The sequence below is a fragment of the Albidovulum sp. genome (assembly GCF_008933605.1).
Classification (GTDB): Bacteria; Pseudomonadota; Alphaproteobacteria; order Rhodobacterales; family Rhodobacteraceae; genus Albidovulum.
Genome location: NZ_WBUS01000031.1, coordinates 1 through 20,247, shown reverse-complemented (window position 1 = coordinate 20,247; position 20,247 = coordinate 1). Strand labels below are relative to the sequence as shown.

The 20,247-nt window shown below is 68.4% G+C and carries 23 protein-coding genes; 10 read left to right on the top strand and 13 right to left on the bottom strand.

Annotated features, from left to right (window positions below):
- Position 1: 1 nt before the first annotated feature.
- The gene (locus F9K34_RS06545) at positions 2-991 is read right to left on the bottom strand and encodes a homocysteine S-methyltransferase family protein (protein WP_291336105.1); all 990 of its coding nucleotides are present in this window, start codon (positions 989-991) and stop codon (positions 2-4) included.
- A gap of 197 nt (positions 992-1,188) precedes the next feature.
- Between F9K34_RS06545 and F9K34_RS06540 the strand changes: the two genes are divergently transcribed.
- The 5 genes from F9K34_RS06540 (at position 1,189) to F9K34_RS06520 (ending at position 4,874) form a co-directional block, all read left to right on the top strand.
- Positions 1,189-1,818: a TetR/AcrR family transcriptional regulator gene (locus F9K34_RS06540; RefSeq protein ID WP_291336104.1), complete on the top strand. Its 630-nt coding sequence runs from the start codon at positions 1,189-1,191 to the stop codon at positions 1,816-1,818.
- 75 nt (positions 1,819-1,893) lie between these two features.
- A complete protein-coding gene (locus F9K34_RS06535; protein WP_291336103.1) occupies positions 1,894-2,229 on the top strand; it encodes a cupin domain-containing protein in 336 nt (111 codons plus the stop codon).
- A gap of 48 nt (positions 2,230-2,277) precedes the next feature.
- Positions 2,278-3,171 (top strand): PfkB family carbohydrate kinase, encoded by an 894-nt coding sequence (locus F9K34_RS06530; RefSeq protein WP_291336102.1) that lies wholly within the window; start codon positions 2,278-2,280, stop codon positions 3,169-3,171.
- A complete protein-coding gene (locus F9K34_RS06525; protein WP_291336101.1) occupies positions 3,168-4,097 on the top strand; it encodes a pseudouridine-5'-phosphate glycosidase in 930 nt (309 codons plus the stop codon). Before F9K34_RS06530 ends, F9K34_RS06525 begins: the two co-directional genes overlap by 4 nt.
- Positions 4,098-4,148: 51 nt before the next feature.
- On the top strand, positions 4,149-4,874 hold the full coding sequence (locus F9K34_RS06520; protein WP_291336100.1) for a DUF502 domain-containing protein: 726 nt from the start codon (positions 4,149-4,151) through the stop codon (positions 4,872-4,874).
- Positions 4,875-4,884: 10 nt separating this feature from the next.
- Here the strand turns inward: F9K34_RS06520 and F9K34_RS06515 are convergent, their stop codons facing one another.
- Complete coding sequence (locus F9K34_RS06515; RefSeq protein ID WP_291336099.1) at positions 4,885-5,916, bottom strand: patatin-like phospholipase family protein; 1,032 nt, start codon at positions 5,914-5,916, stop codon at positions 4,885-4,887.
- A gap of 64 nt (positions 5,917-5,980) precedes the next feature.
- Positions 5,981-6,754 (bottom strand): 3-hydroxybutyrate dehydrogenase, encoded by a 774-nt coding sequence (locus F9K34_RS06510; protein WP_291336098.1) that lies wholly within the window; start codon positions 6,752-6,754, stop codon positions 5,981-5,983.
- Between the two features lie 339 nt (positions 6,755-7,093).
- On the opposite strand from F9K34_RS06510, the gene F9K34_RS06505 reads away from it, so the two are divergent.
- From F9K34_RS06505 to F9K34_RS06495, 3 genes are all read left to right on the top strand, one after another.
- Positions 7,094-8,908 (top strand): extracellular solute-binding protein, encoded by a 1,815-nt coding sequence (locus F9K34_RS06505; protein WP_436405717.1) that lies wholly within the window; start codon positions 7,094-7,096, stop codon positions 8,906-8,908.
- Positions 8,909-8,912: 4 nt separating this feature from the next.
- Positions 8,913-9,026 (top strand): entericidin EcnA/B family protein, encoded by a 114-nt coding sequence (locus F9K34_RS06500; RefSeq protein WP_291336096.1) that lies wholly within the window; start codon positions 8,913-8,915, stop codon positions 9,024-9,026.
- Between the two features lie 162 nt (positions 9,027-9,188).
- Positions 9,189-9,506: a hypothetical protein gene (locus F9K34_RS06495; RefSeq protein WP_291336095.1), complete on the top strand. Its 318-nt coding sequence runs from the start codon at positions 9,189-9,191 to the stop codon at positions 9,504-9,506.
- Positions 9,507-9,525: 19 nt separating this feature from the next.
- Here the strand turns inward: F9K34_RS06495 and phoB are convergent, their stop codons facing one another.
- The 7 genes from phoB to F9K34_RS06460 all read right to left on the bottom strand — a co-directional run bounded on the left by phoB (position 9,526) and on the right by F9K34_RS06460 (position 16,868).
- Positions 9,526-10,209 carry a phosphate regulon transcriptional regulator PhoB gene (gene phoB, locus F9K34_RS06490; protein WP_291336094.1) on the bottom strand — a complete coding sequence of 228 codons (684 nt, stop codon included), beginning with the start codon at positions 10,207-10,209 and terminating at the stop codon, positions 9,526-9,528.
- A 1-nt stretch (position 10,210) separates the two neighbouring features.
- Complete coding sequence (gene phoU / locus F9K34_RS06485) at positions 10,211-10,924, bottom strand: phosphate signaling complex protein PhoU (RefSeq protein ID WP_291336093.1); 714 nt, start codon at positions 10,922-10,924, stop codon at positions 10,211-10,213.
- Between the two features lie 13 nt (positions 10,925-10,937).
- Positions 10,938-11,735, bottom strand: coding sequence for a phosphate ABC transporter ATP-binding protein PstB (gene pstB / locus F9K34_RS06480; protein WP_291336092.1), 798 nt, complete (start codon positions 11,733-11,735; stop codon positions 10,938-10,940).
- Between the two features lie 30 nt (positions 11,736-11,765).
- Positions 11,766-13,118, bottom strand: coding sequence for a phosphate ABC transporter permease PstA (pstA, locus tag F9K34_RS06475; RefSeq protein WP_291336091.1), 1,353 nt, complete (start codon positions 13,116-13,118; stop codon positions 11,766-11,768).
- Positions 13,115-14,578 (bottom strand): phosphate ABC transporter permease subunit PstC, encoded by a 1,464-nt coding sequence (gene pstC / locus F9K34_RS06470; RefSeq protein ID WP_291336090.1) that lies wholly within the window; start codon positions 14,576-14,578, stop codon positions 13,115-13,117. The genes pstA and pstC overlap by 4 nt, the downstream gene beginning before the upstream one ends.
- A 79-nt stretch (positions 14,579-14,657) precedes the next feature.
- Complete coding sequence (locus F9K34_RS06465) at positions 14,658-15,689, bottom strand: substrate-binding domain-containing protein (protein ID WP_291336089.1); 1,032 nt, start codon at positions 15,687-15,689, stop codon at positions 14,658-14,660.
- 138 nt (positions 15,690-15,827) lie between these two features.
- A complete protein-coding gene (locus F9K34_RS06460) occupies positions 15,828-16,868 on the bottom strand; it encodes an ATP-binding protein (RefSeq protein ID WP_291336088.1) in 1,041 nt (346 codons plus the stop codon).
- Between the two features lie 248 nt (positions 16,869-17,116).
- On the opposite strand from F9K34_RS06460, the gene F9K34_RS06455 reads away from it, so the two are divergent.
- Positions 17,117-17,476 carry a hypothetical protein gene (locus F9K34_RS06455; protein WP_291336087.1) on the top strand — a complete coding sequence of 120 codons (360 nt, stop codon included), beginning with the start codon at positions 17,117-17,119 and terminating at the stop codon, positions 17,474-17,476.
- Here F9K34_RS06455 and F9K34_RS06450 read toward each other — a convergent pair.
- From F9K34_RS06450 to F9K34_RS06440, 3 genes are read right to left on the bottom strand one after another with little or no spacing between them, the layout of a single operon-like run.
- Positions 17,473-18,003 carry a gamma carbonic anhydrase family protein gene (locus F9K34_RS06450; protein WP_291336086.1) on the bottom strand — a complete coding sequence of 177 codons (531 nt, stop codon included), beginning with the start codon at positions 18,001-18,003 and terminating at the stop codon, positions 17,473-17,475. The genes F9K34_RS06455 and F9K34_RS06450 overlap by 4 nt on opposite strands.
- Positions 18,000-18,635 carry a guanylate kinase gene (gene gmk / locus F9K34_RS06445; RefSeq protein WP_291336112.1) on the bottom strand — a complete coding sequence of 212 codons (636 nt, stop codon included), beginning with the start codon at positions 18,633-18,635 and terminating at the stop codon, positions 18,000-18,002. The genes F9K34_RS06450 and gmk overlap by 4 nt, the downstream gene beginning before the upstream one ends.
- 2 nt (positions 18,636-18,637) lie before the next feature.
- A complete protein-coding gene (locus F9K34_RS06440) occupies positions 18,638-19,540 on the bottom strand; it encodes a YicC/YloC family endoribonuclease (protein ID WP_291336085.1) in 903 nt (300 codons plus the stop codon).
- A gap of 141 nt (positions 19,541-19,681) precedes the next feature.
- Between F9K34_RS06440 and F9K34_RS06435 the strand changes: the two genes are divergently transcribed.
- Positions 19,682-20,247 (top strand): PAS domain-containing protein (locus tag F9K34_RS06435; RefSeq protein WP_291336084.1); only part of this gene is annotated, 566 nt, incomplete at its 3' end.

Below are 20,247 nucleotides of genomic sequence, written 5' to 3'. Positions count from 1 at the left end.
GTCAGCCAGCATGCGCCAGTCCTTTCCGGTGATTGCCGATCGCGTGGCCGTGCGCGACGCAGCGATGGCCGATGGCGGCCACGTGGCTGACATCGGTGCCGCAGCAGCCGCCGAACACCCGGAGTGCGGGCAGCACCGCCATCAGCGCGTGGTAATCGGCGGCAAGTTCGGCCGCGTCGCCCGCGTCGAGTTCGGTGGACTCGTCCAGCTCCGCGTGGCTCTTGCGCGATGCATTGGCACGGACCATGCCGATCCGGCCGCGCCAGTCGCCCTCCAGCACGCCGCGGAAGTGGTCGGGATGGGCGCAGTTGACGCCGTACCAGGCGACGGCGCCGCCGGTTGCCGCCTCGGTCTCGGCAATCGCCTCGCCAAGGGGCTGCCCGGTGACCAGGCGGCCGTCCGTCTCCACCGTGAAGGAGATCACGACGGGCACATCGGCCCTGATCGCGGCCCGCGCGATGCCGATGCCTTCGCCCACGGTGGGAATCGTGGTGGCAGTCACCATATCGACCCCAGCCCCGGCCAGCGTCCGCACCTGGCGGCCGTGCAGGTCCTCCGACTCGGCGGCGCTCAGCACCCGGTCGGGCGCATAGGCGTCGCCGTGCGGGCCGACGACACCGTTCAGCACGATGTCAAGACCCGCCGCCGCGGGCGATGCGGCGACGCCGCGCGCGAAAGTCACCGCATCGCGGTTGACGTCGTCGATGTCCTCGGGCGAGAGCCCCATGATCGCGCCCCAGCCCTGGCCCGAGCGCCAGGTGGCGGTGTCGAGCACGAAGCCTGCACCGTGCATCCGCGCCGCGCCGAGGTAACCGTCGAAATACGCGGCCAGCCGGTCACGGCCCTTGTCGGACCGGAGCAGCGGAAAGGATGCGAAATGCGGCAGGTCGATCCCGTGATGGAAGATGAGCGTCGTCTCCAGCCCGCCATCGGCCAGCCAGAACCGGTCGGAAAAGCGCGAAACGAGTGCGCGTGTCTTGTGACTTTGCATGTCTGAAACTCCTTGCATCAAGATGCCGGATGACTAGTCGCGACGGGCTTTGAGAGATACCGGGAACGTGGTATAGATGGGTTGGACGCGAAAATTCATTTGAATAACAAAGCTGTAATGATCTCGCCCCGGCAAGGGCCGGCATCCCGGGGCAGAGTTTCCGTACCGGCGGTACAGTAATCCACGGAGGATCGACCATGGCCCGCACGGCGGCGCGGGGTGCAGAGACCCGGACCCGGATCCTCGAGATCGCCCAGGATGCCATTCTTCAGAAGGGGTTCGACGCCACCTCCATCGAGGAGATCGTGGCGGCGGCGGAGATCACCAAGGGCGGGTTCTTCTACCACTTCCCGGACAAGAATGCCCTCGCCCGCGCGCTCATCGAGCGGCATATCGAAATCGAGGACGAGATATTCGACAGCCTCTGGGCGCGGGCGCGCGAGCTCAACGAGGACCCGCTGCATTCGGCGCTGATCGGCTTGCGGTTGCTGGCCGAAATGCTCGCCGACATGCCGAACGGCCATCCGGGCTGCATCGTCGCGACCGCGGCCTACCAGGACAGGCTCTTCGACGCCGCGGTGCGCGACCTGAACCGGCGGGCCGTCCTTGGCTGGCGGGCGCGGTTCCGCGCCATCTTCGACGAGATCGCCGCCGTCTACCCGCCGCGCGAGGAGACCGACCTCGACGCGCTGGCCGACATGGTCTCGACCGTCGTGGAAGGCGGCATCGTCATGGGCAAGGCGCTCGGCGAGCCGCACATGATCGTGGGGCAGATCCTGCTCTTCCGGCAGTTCGTGAAACAGGCCTTCCAGCCACCACTGCACTGACCCCTTGCGTCGGCGTTGACAGCGCCCCCGCCGCGGCCAACCAATGTGCCCGATGTGATCGAAAGGACCTTTCCCGTGCCCCTTGCCGCCTTCATCCGCGCCCTGCCCGGCGTGGATCTGCCGTTCCCCGAAACCGACGTTCGCACCCATGCGCTGCGCTCGGAGGCGGGGCTCGTGGTCTTCTTCACCTTCCTGCGCGACTTCGACCTGCCGCCGCATTCCCATGGCGCGCAGTGGGGCACCATACTCGAAGGCTCGATCGAGTTCACCATCGGCGGCGTGACCCGCCGCTATGGCCCGGGCGAAAGCTACGACATCCCCGCCGGCACCGTCCATTCGGCGCGCATCCCGGCCGGGACCGTGGCGATGGACGTCTTCGAGGAACCCGACCGCTATCCGCTCAGCGGCTGACGGAGGGCCCAGCTTGCGAGCCCGCCCGTTTCGCGGCAAAGGTCGCGCATGACCGCGCGCCCAGACATCCTCTGCATCGGCTCCGTCCTCTGGGACATCATCGGCCGCACCCCCGCCCACATGGTGTCGGGCGCGGACGTGCCCGGACGGATCACCCGGCTTCCCGGCGGCGTCGCGATGAACATCGCGATGACGCTTGCGCGTTTCGGGCTCCGCCCGGCGATCCTGACGGCGATCGGCCGCGATCCCGAAGGCGACGAACTCGTCGCCTCCTGCAACCGCCTCGGCCTCGTGACCGATCACGTCTACCGCTCCGAGGACCTGCCGACCGACCGCTACATGGCGGTGGAGGGGGGCAACGGCCTCATCGCCGCCATTGCCGATGCCCATTCGCTCGAGGCGGCGGGCGACAAGATCCTGCGTCCGCTCGCCGACGGCACGCTCGCCACGGCTGCCGCGCCCTGGGCCGGCCCGGTTGCGCTCGACGGCAACCTCACCCAGGCGCTGCTGGCCGACATCGCCGCATCGCCGCTGTTTTCTGCGGCCGATCTCCGCGTGGCGCCCGCCTCGCCCGGCAAGGCGGAGCGGCTCCTGCCGCTCCTGCCCGTGCCGCGCGCAACGCTCTACGTGAACCTCGAGGAGGCGGGGCTGCTCTGCCAGCGCCGTTTCGCCTCGGCGCCCGAGGCGGCTGCGGGGCTTGTCGCGCGCGGTGCGGCGCGTGTCCTCGTCACCGACGGCGGCCGGACCAGCGCGGACGGAACCGCCGACGGCATTCTCACGGCCGAGCCGCCCCCGGTCCTTATCACCCGCATCACCGGCGCGGGCGACACCTTCATGGCCGCGCATATCGCGGCCGAACGCCGGGGCGAGTCCCGCGCCGGCGCGCTTGACGCCGCGCTGGCCGCCGCCGCCCTCTACGTCTCGGGAGACATCGTGTCATGACCGCCCCCCTCGCCTTCTCGCCCGAAGTTGCCGACGCCCGCCGCACCGGCAGACCCATCGTCGCGCTGGAATCGACAATCATCACCCACGGCATGCCATTCCCGCAGAATCTGGAAACCGCACGCCAGGTCGAGGCGGAGGTCCGGGCCGCCGGCGCCGTGCCCGCGACCATCGCCGTCATGGCAGGCAGGCTCCATGTCGGGCTCGACGACGGCCAGCTGGAGGCGCTCGCCCGGGCGCGCGAGGTCATGAAGCTCTCCCGCGCCGACATCGCGGCCTGCCTCGTGCAGGGGCGCACCGGCGCCACGACAGTCGCCGCGACGATGATCGCCGCCCATCTCGCCGGGATCGCCGTCTTCGCCACCGGCGGCATCGGCGGCGTCCACCGGGGCGCCGAGACGAGCTTCGATCTATCCGCCGACCTCCAGGAACTCGCCCGCACCCCTGTCACGGTGGTCGCGGCAGGCGCCAAGGCGATCCTCGACCTGCCGAAGACGCTCGAAGTGCTGGAGACGCTCGGCGTCCCCGTGATCGCCGTCGGACAGGACGACTTCCCCGCCTTCTGGTCGCGCTCCTCGGGCCTCGGGGCGCCGCTCCGCATGGACCGCGCAGAGGAGATCGCGGCCGCGCATCTGATGCGCGCGGGGCTCGGGCTCGCGGGCGGCCAGCTCGTCGCCAACCCGATCCCGCCCGAGTCCGAGATCCCGCGGGAGGAGATCGTGCCGGCGATCGAGGCGGCGCTCGCCGAGGCGGCGGCACGGGAGATCTCGGCGAAGGAGGTGACGCCCTTCCTCCTCGCCCGGATCTTCGAACGGACCGGGGGACGGTCGCTTCAGGCCAACATCGCGCTGGTCCTCAACAACGCGCGCCTCGCCGCCCGGATCGCCGCCGCCATCGCACGCGAAGCCCCGCACACCCCATTGTGAGCGGGTCCGCGACCCCATACATTCCCGGGCGGAGGCTGGGGGAAACACGCAATGACATCCGAACCGACGGGACCGGAGACCGGGCCGCACCATCCGCCGCGACGGCGCGGGGTCATCGCCCGCCTGCGGGCGAACTTCCTGACCGGCCTCGTCGTCGTCGCGCCCGTCGGCCTGACGCTCTGGCTGATCTGGACCGTCACGGGCTGGATCGACGGCTGGGTCCTGCCCTTCGTCCCGGCCGCCTACCAGCCAGACAGGCTGATCAAGGACCTCTTCGGCGACGACACGGCGATCAACGTCCGGGGCGTCGGAGTGGTCGTCTTCCTGATATTCACCGTGTTCGTGGGCTGGATCGCCAAGGGGCTCATCGGCCGGTCGCTCATCGCCTGGGGCGAGAGCATCGTCGACCGGATGCCGGTGATCCGCTCGATCTACAACGGCGTGAAGCAGGTGGCCGAAACGGTCTTCAGCCAGACCGAAGCGAAGTTCGACAAGGCCTGCCTCATCCAGTATCCGCGCCCCGGCGTCTGGGGGGTAGGCTTCGTCTCGACCCCCGCCAAGGGCGAGATCCTCGCCAGGCTGCCGGCCGACGAAGTCCTCACCGTGTTCCTTCCGACCACGCCCAACCCGACTTCCGGTTTCCTCCTCTACGTGCCGCGGGAGGATGTCATCTTCCTCGACATGTCGGTCGAGGACGCGGCGAAGCTCATCATCTCCGCCGGCCTCGTCTACCCCAACACCCCGCGCCCGACCGAGCCCTCCGCGCTTCCGAAGTGACGGCGATCCCTCAGCCGAACATCCGCGGCAGATCGACCGAGCTCTCGACGTTGAGCTTGTCGCCGTGCGCCGCGAGGAAGCGTTCGGCGGCGGCGATCCCGGCCGCCTTCAGCGCGAAGAGAAGACCGGGGGTGGGTGTCAGTTTGCTCGCCGCCGAGAGATGGTCCATCAGGTCGTCGTCGGCGACGATATGGACGAGAACGTCCTTCATCGCCTCGGCGCTCATCGCCCCCGAGCGGATGAGCCGCTTGACGAAGTTGATCGCCCGGAACTCCGCCAGCAGCGACGCGTTGAAGCTGATCTCGTTGATCCGGTCCTGGATCTCGGAGGCGATCCTCGGCACGTCGTCGCGCACCAGGGGATTGATGCTGACCACGAGGATGTCGCGCGGCAGGTGGCGGGCGTAGAGCGGAAAGAGCGCGGGATTGCCGGTGTAGCCGCCATCCCAGTAGGCTTCCGTCATCCCGGTCGCCGGGTCCTCGATCTCCACCGCCTGGAATACCGTGGGCAGGCAGGCCGAGGCGAGAATGACCTCCGGCGTGATCTCCGCCGAGGGGAAGACGCGGATCTTGCCGGTGCGGACGTTGGTCGCCGCCACAAAGAACTCCGGTCCCGGCGCCGAGCAGACGTGCTCGAAGCGGAAAGCCCGCGCGATGCGGTCAAGCGGATTGGCGTAGAAGGGTCCGAAGTCGTAGGGGCTCAGGACGCGGGTGGCGACGTCGACGGGCGAGAAGGGCTGGAGCCGGTCGGTCACGCCCGACCAGACCCCGGCGAGCGGCAGGAAGGCGCGGAACCAGGTGCCGAGCCGCATGTCGCCGACCGCCCCCACCTGGGTCCAGAGCCAGTCGAGATTCTCGCGCGCTGCCGTCCGCCCGCCCATCGCCAACCCGGCCTTCAGTGCCGCACCGTTGAGCGCCCCCGCCGAGGTGCCTGAGATGCCGGCGATCTCGATGTCCTCTTCCTCGAGCAGCCTGTCGAGCACGCCCCAGGTGAAGGCGCCGTGCGCGCCGCCGCCCTGAAGTGCGAGATTGATCCGGCGCATGGGCCGCCGCCTTTCATCTTGCCCCAAGTACCTCGGGGGCGCGGGGGCGGCGCCCCCGCGCGCGTCAGAGGGCGGTCCAGCCGCCGTCGACCGAGATCGTCGTCCCGGTGATCTGCGCCGCGGCCGCCGAGCAGAGGAAGACCGTCGTCCCGCCGATCTCCTCCACCGTGGCGAACTGCCGCGAGGGCTGGCGCTCCAGCATCACCTCGCGGATCACCTGCTCGCGGTCCATGTTGTGGACCTTCATCTGCTCGGGGATCTGCGCCTCCACCAGGGGCGTCAGCACATAGCCCGGGCAGATCGCGTTGCAGGTCACGCCCTTGCCCGCCGCCTCAAGCGCGACGGTCTTGGTCAGCCCGACGATCCCGTGCTTGGCCGCGACATAGGCCGACTTGAAGGGCGAGGCGGTCAGGCCGTGCGCCGAGGCGATGTTGACGATGCGCCCCCAGCCCTTCGCGCGCATCCCCGGCAGGGCCGCCGCGATCGTGTGGAAGGCGGAGGAGAGGTTGATCGCGAGGATGGCATTCCACTTCTCGACCGGGAACTCCTCGACGGGCGCGACGAACTGGATCCCCGCGTTGTTGACAAGGATGTCGCAGCCGCCCGCCCTCTCGACCAGTGCCCGGCATTCCTCGCCCTTCGACATGTCGGCCTGGATGTAGCGGACCGCCACGCCGAACTCCTTCGCCATGCCGGCGGCAAGCGCGTGGTCCTCGTCGCGGTCGGTGAAGGAGTTGAGGATGACGTTCGCGCCCGCCCGGGCCAGTTCGCGCGCGGTGCCGAGGCCGATGCCGGAATTGGAACCGGTCACGATTGCCGTCTTGCCGGAAAGTGACATCTGCGCCTCCTGTGATATTGCATTGCAGCAAACATAGACGCCGCGGGCGCAAAATCCACCGCATTCACGCTATCGTTCCGGGATCGCGACGGGATTTGCGGCGCGAGCGATTCGACCGGCGGCGGTTGCTTGCGGGATTCCGTGAAGGCCGAAAAAAAACGCCCGCACGAGGCGGGCGTCAAGTCATTGAGGCAGGTTTCATACAGGCAAGAAACCTATCGAGCAGTGATGACTTTATACGCGGTCCTTCGCTGACGGCCAAGCTAAAAGTTTGAAAAGGCAGGGATGCGGGGATAGCGTCGGGCCAGTGAAACACGGCGGGAAGGGATTGTTGCGAAAATGCGACCGGAGATTTTCATGCGGGTGCGCCGCGCCGCGGCCCTGGCCATCGCGCTCCTGGTCGCCGGCGCCGCGGGGGCCGAGCCGCAGCACGGCATAGCTATGTATGGCCGCCCTGCTCTCCCACCCGATTTTGTGTCGCTTCCCTATGTCAACCCGGATGCTCCGAAGGGTGGCCGGATCGTCTTCGCCGAGGCCGGCGGCTTCGATTCCCTCAACCCCTATATCCTCAAGGGAAACGCCCCCTGGGGCCTCGGCCTGCACACGGTCGAGACGCTGATGGGCCGCTCCATCGACGAGCCGTTCACGCTCTACGGACTTCTCGCCGAATCGGTCGAGACCGACGCCGACCGGACCTGGGTCGAGTTCGTGCTGAGGCCCGAGGCGCGATTCTCGGATGGCAACCCGGTCACCGTCGAGGACGTGATGTGGAGCTACGAGACGCTCGGGACGCAGGGCCATCCGCGCTACCAGACCGCCTGGAGCAAGGTGGCGAAGATGGAGCAGACCGGCCCCCGCTCCGTCCGCTTCACCTTCAGCGCCCCGGACCGGGAACTCGCGCTGCTCATGGGGATGCGCCCCATCCTCAAGAAGGCGCAGTGGGAGGGCAAGGACTTCGCCGCGACGACGCTGGAACCGCCGGTGGGATCGGGCCCCTATGTCGTGGCGGGGTTCGAGCCCGGGCGTCAGATCACCTTCCGGCGCAATCCCGACTACTGGGGCCGCGACCTGCCGTTCAACCGCGGCCAGCACAACCTCGACGAGATCCGCTATGACTATTTCGCCGACGCGGGCGTGATCTTCCAGGCCTTCACCGCGGGCGAGATCACCAGCCTGCGCGAGTCGAGCGCCGCGAAGTGGCAGACCCAGTACGACTTCGCCGCGCTCGCCTCGGGCGAGGTGGTGAAGGCCGAGATCCCGAACCGGCGCCCCTCGGGCATCACCGGCCTGGTGATGAACACCCGCAACCGGATCTTTGCCGACTGGCGCGTGCGCGAGGCGATGATCCTCGCCTTCAACTTCGAGTTCATCAACCAGACGATCAACCTCGGCACCGAGCCGCGGATCACCTCCTACTTCTCGAACTCGGTCCTCGGCATGGACCACGGCGCCGCAACCGGACGCGTTGCGGAGCTTCTGGCACCCTTCGTCGCCGACCTGCCGCCCGGAACGATCGAGGGCTACGACCTGCCCGTGGGCGATGCCGCGAAGGCGATCGACCGCAAGAACCTCCGCCAGGCGCTGAATCTCTTCGAGAAGGCCGGCTGGACGGTGCAGGAGGGCGCCCTGAGGACCGCCGAGGGCAAGCCCTTCGATTTCGAGATCGTGCTCGCGTCCGGCGCGGCGGAGGCGCAAACCGTCGTCGACATCTATGCCGAGGCGCTGAAGACCATCGGCATCACGCCGCGCGTCACCGTCGTCGACAGCGCGCAGTACAAGGAGCGGACGAACAACTATGCCTTCGACATGGCCTGGTACAGCCGCAGCTTCTCGCTCTCCCCCGGAAACGAGCAGACGCTCTACTGGGGTTCTGCCGGCGTGACCGAGCCGGGCACCCGCAACTGGATGGGCATGGCCGTGCCTGCAGCGGACGCGATGGTCCGGAACCTCGTCGGGGCACATGACTACGATGAACTGATCGCCTCGACCCAGGCGCTCGACCGGATTCTCACGGCGGGCCGCTATGTCATCCCGGTCTGGTACTCGAAGGTCTCGCGGGTCGCCCATTCCTCCCATCTTCACTACCCCGAAACGATTCCGCTATACGGGGACTGGCCGGGCTTCCAGCCTGAAGTCTGGTGGTACGAGGACTGAAAGCATGAAGAAACTGATCCTGATCGCCGCGCTTGCCACGCTCGCCGCCTGCAACACCGTCGCCGGGGTCGGCGACGACGTGTCGGCCGGCGCCCGCACCGTACAGAGCTGGTTCTGACCTCATCCTCGGCCCCTGCCGGGCCGGCGGCCGGCGAAAATCGGCCCCGCCCCGCCGACCCCCGCGGCTGTGCCGCGACGATTTTGCCGAACCGCCCCCTTTCGCGTCCGTCCCTTCGTGTGCACATTGGGACAGACGACCACCAATCCGCAGAGACTGCCCATGAAATGGCACCACGTCCAGGAGAACTGGCCCGCCTTCTTCGAGGCGATCCTCGACAAATGGCCCGACGCCGACGAGGCCGAGCTCGAGGAGATCGACGGCGACCAGCGTGCCTTCATCGCCTACGTCGCCGAGCTGACCGGCCAGGAAGCCGCGGACGCGCGCGAGGAGATCCGCGACTGGCTCGCCGGTGAGCTTCCGTCGGACGTGGTGATGGACCCGCGCCACGACGACCACTCGATCCGCCTCTCCGGCAAGTTCCTTCCCGAGGGCGAGGAGGAACTCGACGACGACGCGCGTTACGGCGACGACGAATGAGCGTCGTCACGACCGCCGGTCAGCCGAGCGCGTAGCCCGCGCCGCGCACCGTGCGCACCGGATCCTCGCCGCCATGGGCGCAGAGCGCCTTCCTGAGCCGCCCGACATGCACGTCGACCGTGCGCGTGTCGACGTAGATGTCGCGGCCCCAGACACGATCGAGCAGTTGTTCCCGGCTCCAGACCCGCCCGGGTTTCTCCATAAGCGTCGTCAGCAGCCGGAACTCGGTCGGCCCGAGCTTCAGCAGCTGGCCGCTCCGGTGCACCCGGTGGGTCTCGGGGTCGAGCGTGATGTCCTCGTATTCCAGCGTCTCGCCCAGGGCCGAGGGGCGCGACCGGCGCAACTGAGTGCGCACCCGGGCCATCAGTTCCACCACCGAATAGGGCTTGACCATGTAGTCGTCCGCCCCCGTCTCCAGCCCGCGGACGAGGTCCACCTCTTCCGAACGGGCCGAGAGCATGATGATCGGGACGGCGCGCGTCTCGGGGCGGGACTTCAGCCGGCGGCAGACCTCGATGCCCGAGACATTGGGCAGCATCCAGTCGAGCACGATGAGATCTGGGGCCCCTTCCGAAACGATCAGGAGCGCTTCCTCGCCGTTGTCGGCCTGCGCCACGCGGTAGCCCTCGGCCTCCAGGTTGTAGGCCAGGACCTCGCGCTGGGCGGGTTCATCCTCGACGATCAGGACGGTCGGCGCCGGCATGTCATTTTCCCCCGACCCCGATGGCGGTCACGGTTTCCGCCTTTGGCCGGTTCTCCTCGGGCATCACGCCGGTCACGAGATAGATCACCTGTTCGGCGATCGTCGTTGCGTGGTCGCCCATGCGTTCGATGTTCTTGGCGATGAAATGCAGGTGCATGCAGGCGGTGATGTTGCGCGGGTCTTCCATCATGTGGGTGAGGAATTCGCGGAAGAGCGCGTTGTACATCTGGTCCACCTCGCGGTCGCGGTTGCGCACGTCCTCGGCCAGCGCCGCATCGCGGGTGTTGTAGGCGTCGAGCGCGTCCGACAGCATCTGCACGACAGTCTTGGACATGCGCCGCAGCGATCCGCCGGCACCCGGAATGGCAGTCATCTGGCCGAGAACGTTGGCGCGCTTCGCCATGTTCTTCGCATAGTCGCCGACCCGTTCAAGGCTCGCGGCGATCTTCATGACCGAAAGGACGATGCGCAGGTCGCCGGCGGTGGGCGCGCGCAGCGCGATCAGCCGCGATGCCTCCTCGCCGATCTTCTCCTCGAGCGCGTCGATCGCCTTGTCGCCCATCCGCACCTTCTCGGCGAGTTCGTCGTCGCGGGCCTCGAGCGCCTGGCCGGCTTCGAGAATGGCCGCCTCGACCATCCCGCCCATGCGCATCACCATCGCCTGGATCCCTTCGAGATCACGGTCGAACGCTCGCATGATATGCTGGCTTTCCATGTCGGTGTCTCCCTCAGCCGATCCGGCCGGTGATGTAGCTTTCGGTGCGCGGATCGCGCGGATTGGTGAATATCTGGCCGGTCTCACCGTACTCGACGAGGTTGCCGAGATGGAAGAACGCCGTCCGCTGGCTCACCCGCGCAGCCTGTTGCATCGAGTGGGTCACGATCACCACCGAGAACTGCGCGCGAAGCTCGTCGATCAGCTCTTCCACCTGGGCGGTGGCGATCGGGTCGAGCGCGGAACAGGGTTCGTCCATCAGCAGCACCTCGGGCGAGGTCGCGATGGCCCGCGCGATGCAAAGGCGCTGCTGCTGGCCGCCCGAGAGGCCGGTGCCCGGCGCGGAAAGCCGGTCCTTCGCCTCGTTCCAGAGCGCGGCCCGCCTCAGCGAGCTTTCGACGATCTCGTCGAGCTCGGCCTTGTTGCGGGCCAGCCCGTGGATCTTCGGGCCGTAGGCCACGTTCTCGTAGATCGACTTCGGGAACGGGTTCGGCTTCTGGAACACCATGCCGACGCGGGCGCGAAGCTGCACCGGGTCCACCCGCTTGTCGTAGATGTCCTCGCCGTCGAGAAGGATGTCGCCCTCCACGCGGCAGGCCGGAATGGTGTCGTTCATCCGGTTGAGGCAGCGCAGGAAGGTGGACTTGCCGCAGCCCGACGGGCCGATGAAGGCGGTCACGGTGCGGTCGGCGATGTCGATGTCCACGTCCTTGATCGCGTGGCTGTCGCCGTAAAAGACCTGCACCTTGCGCGCGGCGATCTTGGTCTCGGCGGCTTTCACCGCGCTGTCGGCCAGTCGCATGTCGTCCATGGGTCTTGTCTCCGCCATGTTGGCCGGTCCCTACCAGCGCCGCTCGAACTTGCGGCGCAGGAAGATCGCCACCGCGTTCATGATGAGAAGGAAGCCGAGCAGCACGATGATCGCGCCCGAGGCCCGTTCGACGAAGCCGGGGTCGCCGCGTTGCGTCCAGTTGTAGATCTGCACCGGAAGCGCCGCCGCCGGGTCGAAGAGGCCGCCGGGAAGCGCGCCGGGGAAGTCGCGCACGAAGGCCACCATGCCGATGAGAAGGAGCGGCGCGGTTTCGCCGAGCGCCTGGGCCAGGCCGATGATCGTGCCGGTGAGGATGCCGGGCATGGCGAGCGGCAGGACTTGGTGGAAGACCGACTGCAGCTTCGAAGCGCCGACGCCGAGGGCCGCGTCGCGGATCGACGGCGGCACCGCGTTCAGCGCGGCGCGCGTCGGGATGATGATCCGCGGCAGCGTTATCAGCGTCAGCACGAGGCCGCCGACGATCGGGGCCGACTGCGGCAGGCCGCCGAAGTTGATGAAGACCGCAAGCCCGAGGATGCCGAAGACGATCGAGGGCACGGCCGCGAGGTTGGCGATGTTGACCTCGATGATGTCGGTCAGCCGGTTCTTCGGCGCGAACTCCTCGAGGTAGATCGAGGCGGCGACGCCGATCGGCAGCGACAGGACGAGGACGACGATCATCATGTAGAACGACCCGACGATGGCGACGCCGAGGCCGGCGGCCTCGGGCCGCTTGTCGGAGGCGTCCGGCATGGTGAGGAAGCCCGCGTTGAAGGACTGCACCAGCATCCCCTTTGCCTTCAGCGCATCGGCAAGCACCAGCTGCTCGGGCTTCACGTTGGAATCGACCTTGGCGCTCGCCATCGTGACGCGGCCCTTGTAGTAGCCGTCGATCCGGCCCCCGGCGAGGGCGGTGAACTCGATGGTCTGGCCGATCAGCGCGGGATCGGCGAGCACTTGGGTGCGCAGCGTCGCGGCCGATTCCTCGGAGAGGAGCCCGGCGATGTCCTTCGGCTTGAGATCGCCGGTGTCGACCCCGGCGGCCTCGGCCGCGGCAACGAAGCTCGCGGCGAGGACCTTCGAGTAGCCGACGGTCGTCACCTTTGCCAGATCGGCCGGATCACGGTTGCCGTTCTTGTCGAGAACGGCGGGATCGAGCATCACCGGCATCGTGACGAAGGTCTGTTGGAAGGCCGGCAGCCCCGCGGCGAAGATCGAGTAGAGGAGCCAGACGAGCGCCATCAGCGCGAGGACGATGGCGGTCATCCCGTAGGCCCGGAACCGCGCCTCGGCGGCATTGCGCCGCTTCACCCGCCCGTCGAGCGTGAAGAGCGATCCGCCCTGCGGCACCGGGCGCGGGAGGGAAACCGTCGCATCGGTCATTCGTACTGCTCCCGGTACTTGCGCACGATGTAGAGCGCGAGGATGTTGAGCGCGAGCGTCATGACGAAGAGCGTCAGGCCGAGCGCGAAGGCGACGAGCGTCTCCGGGCTGGCGAACTCCGTGTCGCCGGTCAGCTGGCTCACGATCTTGACCGTCACCGTCGTCATCGCCTCGAACGGGTTCAGCGACAGTTTCGCCGCCGCGCCCGCGCCCATGACCACGATCATCGTCTCGCCGATGGCGCGCGAGGCCGCGAGGAGGATGGCGCCGACGATCCCCGGCAGCGCCGCCGGAAAGACCACCTGGCGCACCGTTTCGGAGGGCGTCGCGCCCAGGGCGAGCGACCCGTCGCGCAGGGACTGCGGCACGGCGTTGATGATGTCGTCGGAAAGCGAGGAGACGAAGGGGATGACCATGATCCCCATGACGATGCCTGCGGTCATCACCGATGAGGAGGAGGAGCCGAGGCCGAAGGGCTGGGCGAAGTAGTCGCGGAGGATCGGGCCCACGGTGATCAGCGCGAAGAGGCCATAGACGATCGTGGGGATTCCGGCGAGGATCTCGATCGCGGGCTTGACCCAGGCGCGCATCCGCGCCGAGGCATATTCCGACAGATAGATCGCCGACATGAGCCCGACCGGCACGGCGACGACAAGCGCGATCAGCGATACGTAGATCGTGCCCCAGAGCAAGGGCCAGATGCCGAGGTCGGAGCCGCCGCGGAACTGCGGGTTCCAGACCGTCGAGAAGAAGAAATCCGAGGCCGGATAGAGCCGGAAGAAGTGCAGCGTCTCGAAAAGGAGCGAGGCGACGATGCCGAGCGTTGTCAGGATCGCGATGAGCGAGGAGGCGATCAGCAGTCCGGTGACGAATCTTTCTGAGGCAATGCGGGCGCGGAAGTCGGGCCGGACGCGCGACAGGCCGAAGCCGAGCCCGGCGACGGCCAGCGCGAGCACGGCCGCCGTCATGGCGTTGCGGCCGGAATGCACCAGGGCACGGTGCGCCGCGGCGGCGGTGAATGCTGCGTCGCCGACATTGTCGCCCAGTGCGACCCCGGCCTTGGCAAGACGGGCGCGGACTGCGGACGAATCCGCGCGCATTGAGGCGAGGGCCTCCTCTTCGCCGGACCCGCCGAGCGCCACGACGGTATCGAGCCCGTCGCTGATGCGCCGCACGTCCGCCATGACAAGCTCGTGTGTCGAGCCTGCGGGCACGTCGCTGTCGGCGATCATCCCGCCCACCCGCGCGTCGATCACAAAGGGCTGCACGACAAGCCAGAGCGCCATCAGCAGCAGCGCCGGAACGGCGGTGAAGAGGAACCCGGTCTGGCCATGGTGGGCCGGCAACGAATGAAGTTTCTTGATGTCGCCCGCGACGACGGCAAGCGACCGCCGGCGGGCGAGGACATGGGCGGCGGCGGCAAGCGCCATCACGATCAGGACGAGGATTCCGTTGGTCATGGCCCCCAGCCACGAAAGAGTTCAGGCAGCAGTCGGTGGACCGGGGGCGCCCGGAAGGGCACCACCCGTTTTCGCAAGATCACTCCAGCGGGCCCATCGCGGTCCCAGCGGCGACGGCGGCCTGCGTCGCGGCAAGCTCCGGGTCGGACACGAGGCCGTAGTCCGCGAGCGGGCCGTCCGGGCCGGCCATGTCGTCGGAGACGAAGAAATCGATGTACTCCTGCAGGCCGGGGATCACGCCGAGATGCGCCTTCTTCACATAGAAGTAGAGCGGGCGCGACACGGGGTAGTCGCCCGAGGCAATGGTCTCGACCGAGGGCACGACGCCGCCCATCGTGGCCACGCGCAGCTTGTCGGTGTTGTTCTGGTAGAACGAGAGCCCGAAGACGCCGACGGCGTTCGCGTTGGCCGCGATCCGCGCCAGCGTCTCGGTGTAGTCGCCGTCGATGTCCACCGACAGGCCGTCGGTGCGCAGCGCGAGACAGGCCTTCTTGCCGTCCTCTTCTCCCTTTGCGGCGACGAGCGCTTCTTCCGCGCCGGAGGCCTTGCAGCCCTCCTCCAGCACCTTCACGTCGAAGACCTCCCGGGTACCGTGCTTGGTCCCGGGGATGAAGGCGAGGATGTCCTGTGCGGGCAGCGCGGCGTTCACGTCGGCCCAGGTCCTGTTCGGGTTGGCGACGAGCGCGCCATCCTTCACGACCTCGGCGGCGAGCGCGTTGTACCAGTCCGCCGGGGTGAAGGCGAACTCGGGCCCGTTCACATCCGAGGCGAAGACGATGCCGTCATAGCCGATGCGGACCTCGATGATCTCGGTCACGCCGTTGGCGTTGCAGGTGTCGATGTCCGACTGCTTGATGCGGCTGGAGGAGTTCGCGATGTCGATCGTGTTCTCGCCCACGCCTTCGCACATCTTCTTGCGCCCGGCGCCCGAGCCGCCGCCCTCCACGACCGGGGTCGGGAAGTCGAAATTCTCGCCGAAGGCTTCGGCGACGATGGTGGCGTAGGGAAGCACGGTCGACGACCCGGCGATCTGGATCTGGTCGCGCGCGTCCGCGGCCGAGGCAGCAGCGGCCATCGCCAGCGCCGAGACGGTGAGTTTCGCGGTGTTCATTGCATTCTCCTGCAAGTCGTTTGCGGCCGCCACCCGACGGCGACCTCACCCGACGCTCTAGGCGCGCGCAGCTATCCTTTTGTGACAGGCATGTAACGCTTTCATGACACCGCCCGGCCTGCCACGACCTGCGCCGCGTCAGTCGGCTGGAAGGACCACGATGAAACGGCTGCCTTTTCCGACCTCGCTCTCGATCCTGAACCGGCCGCGATGGCGGTTGACGATGTGCTTCACGATGGCGAGGCCGAGGCCGGTGCCGCCCTTCTGCCTCGAACGGTCGCTGTCGACCCGGTAGAATCGCTCCGTCAGGCGCGGCAGGTGCAGCGCGTCGATGCCCTCACCCTGGTCGATGACCTCGATCTGGAGCGCCGGGCTGCGCAGCACCGGTTCCCGGTCGAGCCGGCGCACCCGGACCGTCACGATCTGGCCGCTGGCGCCATACTTGATCGCGTTCTCGACGAGGTTGTGGAAGACCTGCGCAAGTTGATCCGCGTCAGCGCGCACCGTCACCGCCTCGCGCTCGGTGTCGAGCACCAGGTCCACCCCGGCCACCCGGGCCTGATCGCGATGGCTCGCAAGCGTCGTGCGCAGGATGCCGATGACGTCCACCTGCTCGTCCGGGCGGCGCCGCTCCTCGGCCTCCACCCGGCTCAGCGACAGAAGGTCGCTGACGAGCCGGATCATCCGCCCCGCCTCGCGTTCCATGATGCCGAGGAAGCGGTCCCGCGCGGCGGGGTCGTCCCGGGCCGCGCCGCGCAGCGTCTCGATGAAGCCCACGAGGGCCGTCAGCGGGGTCCTGAGTTCGTGGCTGACGTTGGCCACGAAATCGCGCCGCATCGCCACCGCGTGTTCGAGTGCCGAAAGGTCGTCGAAGGCGACGAGCGCGCAGCGCCCCTCCTCTGCCAGGATCGGCGTGAAGCCGAGCGCGAGATGCGTCTCGCTCGATGTCCCGGTCAGGACGATCCGGGCGGTGCCGCGACGCCCTTCGCCAAGGCAGGCCTCGAGCCCGTCGAGGAAGTCCGGGTGGCGCAGGAAGGTGCTGCAGGTCCGCCCTTCGAGCGCAAGGCCGAAGAGGACGGAGGCTGCGTGATTCGCCGCCAGCACGCGCTGGCCCGGCCCGACGAGAAGCATGGCCACTGGAACCGCCTGGAGGACTTCGCGAATCTCCGTTGCCTGCATTCCGGTCCCCCCGCGATTTGCCTCCCCCTGTGTCGGGGCAAATTGCCGGCGGATCAACCCGGCGCACCCTTGGCGCGCCGCGCGCGGGCTGATACACGTTTTGGCAGAACGCGGATCAGCGGCTTCCCGCCAAGGTCGAGCCATGCGACCCGGGCGCCCGCGACCGGACAGACGCGATGTGTTGGGGACAGGCAGTGCAGGGTGACGATCCGGACGCCGCGGGGCCGAAGTCGGGGTCGTCCCCGGACATGCCGCAGGCCGCATTCGACGCATCGGGCAGCCGGGTGCTCGCGGTCGATCTGGCCGCGGGACAGCTCGATCCGCTGATGCGGACGCCGCCCTTGGCCTGCGTCTTCGCCCGGTTCCAGCAGGTCACCGCCGCGTTTCTGGCGCAGGTGGCGCCGGACATCGTCGTCGCGCCGCTCTTCGGGCCGGATTTCGACGTGCTCGATCTTGCCGAGCTTCTGGCCGCATCAGGCTTCGGTGGCCGGCTTCTTGCCCTCACCATGCCGCTGCCCCGCCCCGAGGCCGTGCGGGCCGAGGTTCGGGGCCACGTGGCCGGGCTCTCCTTCGATCTCGTGCTGCTGCCGGGCAGCGAGAAGGGTTAGGGTCGGTCCTTGGCCGGCCTGAGACCGCGGGCGAAGCGGGCGGCATTCTCGCGGTAGTGCGCGGCAGAGGCCAGGAGCCGCGCCTGCGCGGCGCCGTCGAGCAGGCGCACGACCTTTCCCGGCGCGCCCATGACGAGGCTGCCGTCGGGTATATCCTTGCCCTCGGTGATGAGCGCCCCGGCCCCGATCAGGCAGCCCCTGCCGATCCGCGCGCCGTTCAGCACGGTGGCCCCCATGCCGATCAGCGTGCCGTCGCCGATGGTGCAGCCGTGCAGCATCGCCTTGTGGCCGATGGTGCAGTCGGCACCGATCGCCAGCGGAAAGCCCATGTCGGTGTGGCAGACGGTGTTTTCCTGGATGTTGGTGCCGCGGCCGACGCGGATTTCCTCGTTGTCGCCCCTGAGCGTGGCCCCGAACCAGACGTTCGCGCCCGCCCCGAGTACCACCTTGCCGATCACGTTGGCATCCGGAGCGATCCAGGCGTCATCTCCGATTTCCGGTGTGATTCCATCGAGTTCCCAGATCATCTTGCATCAAACTCCCGGTTGAGGCCACGGACGAAGTCGGTGAGCCACGGCTGCCGGTCGCGGCGCAACCGTTCGGCCAGAAGGATCGTCCGCAGGTTCGCCTCGGCCGTATCCAGATCGTCGTTTACCAAGACATAGTCGTATTCCGCCCAATGGCTGATCTCGGCTTCCGATTTCGCCATGCGGCCGGCGATCACCGTGTCGCTGTCCTGCCCCCGCGACCTGAGGCGCCGCTCCAGTTCCGCGATCGAGGGCGGCAGCACGAAGATCGAGACCACGTCCTTGCCCAGCACCGAATTGCGGATCTGCTGGCCGCCCTGCCAGTCGATGTCGAAGAGCGTGTCGCGCCCCTCGGCCATCGCCTGTTCCACAGGCGCCCGGGGCGAGCCGTAGAGATTTCCGAAGACCTCGGCATGTTCCAGCATCTCACCCGCCGCCACCATCGCAAGGAAGTCCTGGCGGGAGCGGAAGTAGTACTCCCTGCCGTCGACCTCGCCCGGTCGGGCCGCGCGCGTCGTGGCCGATACCGAGAACCGCAGGGTCGGGTCCCAGGCCATCAGCCGCTTGGCCAGCGTCGATTTCCCTGCCCCCGACGGCGACGAAAGAATGATCAGCAAACCCTTGCGTTTCATCATCATTCCACGTTCTGAACCTGCTCGCGCATCTGGTCGATCACGTGCTTCAGGTCGAGCCCGATCCGCGTCAGCCCGGCATTGCCGGACTTGGAGCAGAGCGTGTTCGCCTCGCGCATGAATTCCTGCATCAGGAAGTCGAACTTGCGGCCCACCGCGCCGCCCGCCGCCAGGAGCTTGCGCGCCGCGCCGACATGGGCCTCCAGCCGGTCGAGTTCCTCGGTCACGTCGGCCTTGACGGCGAGAAGGGCGAGTTCCTGCGCCACGCGGGCCGGATCAGCCTCCGCCGCGCTGGCCATCACGCGGGCGAGCGCCTCGCTCAGGCTGCGCGCCATCTCGGGGCGGCGCGCCTCGGCGGCGGTGGCGGCCTCTGCGGCAAGCGCGGCGATGCGGTCGGTCTGTCGCGCGATCACCCCCGCGAGCGCACTGCCCTCGGCCCGCCGCATCGCCGCAAAATCGGCGAGGAGCGGGTCGAGATCGGCGAGCAGCGCGGCAAGGAGCGGCGCAGTGTCCTCGGCCTCGCCCCCCGCCTCGGTAACACCGCGCAAGGAAAGGATCGCGGCCGCCGAGGTCTCCGCCAGCGGCAACCCCGCCGCCTCGGCCCGCGCCCGCACCACCGCGAGCGCCGAGAGGGCGGCGTCGAGCCCGCCGGCGTTCACCTTCAGCACTTCGCCGCCCGCGCCCCGCGCGAGCCTGAGGCCGAGCGTGATGTTTCCGCGTTCCGCGACCTTCGCCACGGCGGCGCGGACCGCCGGTTCCAGCCCGTCGATCCAGTCGGGCAGCCGCAGCCTGACATCGAGGCCCTTGCCGTTGACGGAGCGAATCTCCCAGGTCCAGTCGAAGCCGGGCGCGCTGCCGCGACGGGTGGCGAACCCCGTCATGGAGACGAGCGAAGCGTTTACCATTTAAGAGTTTTTCCCTCCGGGCCTGACGGCCGCTGGTGTATTTACGTTTCAGTAAGCATTGCGGCCCTAGGGTTAACAGGACCTGAACGTGACGACAACGCGCGGGGCGGCCGGCAAGGGATCAAGCACGGCAGGTGTGACATGGACGAGTTCGACGGACACCACGGCAAGGTCGTTTCCCTCGGCGGGCATCGCGGGGCGACGGGGCCCGCGGCGATTGCCGAGGTCCGGGCCTATTGGGAGGCGCTGCGCGGCGGCCGCGCCGCACCCTACCGGTCGGAGGTCGATCCGCGCGGGATCGAGCGGTCGCTCGACCGTGCCTTCGTGCTGGAACGGATCGCGCCGCGTGTCGCGCGGTTCCGCCTCGCCGGGATGCATCTCAACGACCTGATGGGGATGGAGGTGCGCGGGATGCCCTTCACGACCCTCTTCACGCCGGCCGCGCGGCAGGATGTCGGCTTCCTTCTCGAAAGCGTCTTCGCGGGGCCATGCACGGCGGACCTGACGCTTGCCGGCGAGGGCGGCTTCGGAAAGCCCCCGCTCACGGGCCTGATGGTGCTCCTGCCGCTACGAAGCGACCTCGGCGACGCGAGCCGCATTCTCGGCTGCCTCGTGGCCGACGGCGCCATCGGCCGCGCGCCGCGCCGGTTCGACCTCTGCGAGAGCCTTGCCCGCCCCGTCGCCGCGACCGTGCCCGAGTGGGGTGC